We start from the raw sequence: 2469 nt of genomic DNA, 5'->3' as shown, positions 1-2469 counted from the left end.
GCCGATCTTGTCGTAGTCGATGTCGGGGACCTCTTCGAGGACGAGTTCTTCGACCTCGCTCTTGGGGACCACTTCGTAGACGTAGCCGGAGCGGGGTTCGAGCAGCAGGGCGTCGCCGGGCCAGCCTTCGGGCCTGCTCGCCGTGGAGGAGGGGGCGCAGCCGCTCGCACTCCTGCTCGCGGTTCATCTCCACCGGCTGGGGCTTCCAGCGCTTGCAGACCATGGCGGCCCGGCGGCCGTCGACGGTGACCAGGATGGGGCGCCGCCTGGTCGCATCCGGGGCGCCGACCGTGAGGAACCCTGCCTTCACGAGGGCGCTCAGGCGGTGGTTGGAGATGGCCCGGCCCGCGGTACCTGGCTGGTCCTGGCAGTACAGCGTTCCGAACGCGTGCCGGTAGAGCCGTCCGGCCGCTGCGGCGATGACGAGTTCGGACTGACCGGCCGACCAGCCGAGGGCCGCGGCCTGCTCACGCTGGAGCCGCCGCTCCGCCGGGTCCTCGACCGGCGGGGCGGGCTCGGGTGCCGGGGGCTCCTCGGGCTCCGGCACATCCACGGGCGGGGCGGGCTCCGGCACGTCGGCCGGTGGCTCCTCCACCGCCGGGGCCGGGGCCGGGGCCGCTTCGGGCCCGCCGACCGGGGCCGTCTCGGCGGGCGCGGCCGGGACGGGCTCGATGGCCCGGATGAGGCCGCGCAGGGGGCCACCTGACCACCGGTCACCCTGGTATTGGAAGCCGTGTTCTTCCAGGTGCTGTTTCACCGCCGTGAGGAGCGACCGGGACGACGCCGCCTCGGTGAACTTCTGGCCGTCCGGCGCGCTGATCGTGACCGGCTCGTACAGCTTGTGAGGCTTCCCCTGGCCGTCGAGGTAAGTCAGCGTGGCCTCGGTGGCGTCCCACTCGGACACGACCTTGACCCGCTTGGGGACCTTCGGGTCGCTGCGCCGCTTCTCCTTCGGCTTGGCGGCCTGGGCCGCGCGGACCGCGCTCGCCGGGTTCGCCTCGGAGGCCGCCCATGCCGACTTGGTGCCGGGAACCTTGCCGTCCGCGAGGAACGCCTGCATCGCTTCTTCGGGGCAGCGGGCGACGATCTTGCTGTAGTCGATGGTGAACGTGCCGAGTGATCCGGCGTCGGTGGCGTCCTCCAGCGTCATCACCTGCTTCGGGGCCAGCCGCAGGTTCCACGCGATGCTCAGCGTCTTCGGGTTGACCCGCTTCACCTGGTACCAGGAGCCGCCGTACCTGGCGAAGTCGCCGGCGGCGAAGTCATCGGCCTCCCACAGCTTCACGCCGTCCGTCTTGGCCTTCTCGACAATGCCCTCCCAGTGGGCGATCTCCTCGTTCAGGTCCTCGATCCGCCGGTCGTACCGGCTGGTGTCGGATGCCCCCTGGCGCTCGCGCTCGTTCCATCGGAGGTCCGCCCGCAGCTTCTCCAGCCGCCGCCGGGTGCGGTTGGGGTCGTAGCGGCGCTCCTCGTACTTTCCGGCGGCCTCCGCCCGGTGGCCGTAGTGGGCGGCCTTGCCGCGCTCCTCGATCGACTTCCGCATGTGGTTGTCGCTGCGCTCGATGGCGCGACGGTGGCCGCGCTCACTGTGGTGGCCGACGAGGATCGGCTGGCCGGGCTCGATGCCGTCCAGCGCGCCCAGCGCCGCCTTGTGCCGGGCGTCGCTGTTGCTCGCGGCCCGGTCGGCGCGGTCGCCGTACCGCTCGGCACGGTCACCGGCTCGGTCCAGCCGCTCAGCTTCGGCCTCAGCGAAGCTGCGCCGCTGGCTCTCGTCAATCTCGACGGTGACCTCGTATCCGGCGTCCCGCAGTGCGGCGGTCGCGCGGTTGATCCGCCAGGTGTCGGCCTCCCGGTCACGCGAGCGCTGGATGCCGAGCATCCCAAGGGAGCGGAAGGGCCGGAAGCCGAACGGCCGGACCAGCTCGAAGACGCCGTCACCCTTTCTGGAACCGTCCAGGAGCGTCCCCTCCGCCCGCGTGTGGGTGATGGTGACCGACGCCTTGGGTGCCGCCGGGGACTGCTCCTCCTCCCCTTCCGGCTCCGCCGGGTCCTCGAGGACCGCCGTGCCGGCCGCCGGCTCCGGCTCCACCTCGGGCTCCGGCTCGGGCTCGGAGGTGGTGGTGGGCGGCTCCTCGCGGATCCGCTCGACGGCCCCGTTGCTGATCGTGGTCCAGGGGCGCGGCTTGCCGTCGATGTAGCGGACACAGACCGTGAACGACCAGCCGCCGTCCTCGCTGGCCCAGCGCTCGATGTCGTCGGCGCGGGCGGCGACCGTCTCGTCCGCGTGCTGGGTGAGGGTGAGGACGTACGTGGCGACGCGCTCGCCGTCGCGGTACTCCCCCTCAACGCGGAAGTCCTTCCCGCGGCCCTGGGTGAGACCCGCCCGGCGCAGGGCGCGGGCGATGGCGATGCTGGGGGTGCGGGCGGTCTGAACGACTGCCATGGGTTCCCTCCTTCGGGGATGGGGAC

General features: G+C 72.3%; 1 pseudogene. It reads right to left on the bottom strand.

Going from position 1 to position 2469, the window contains the following annotated elements:
* Window positions 1-1441 precede the first annotated feature (1441 nt).
* Window positions 1442-1879 (bottom strand): annotated as a pseudogene (locus tag ACWF94_RS36595) (DUF3560 domain-containing protein); the annotation flags it as partial.
* Window positions 1880-2469: the final 590 nt, after the last annotated feature.

The sequence above is a fragment of the Streptomyces sp. NPDC055078 genome (assembly GCF_053607985.1).
This window is presented reverse-complemented; position numbering and strand designations above follow the sequence as displayed.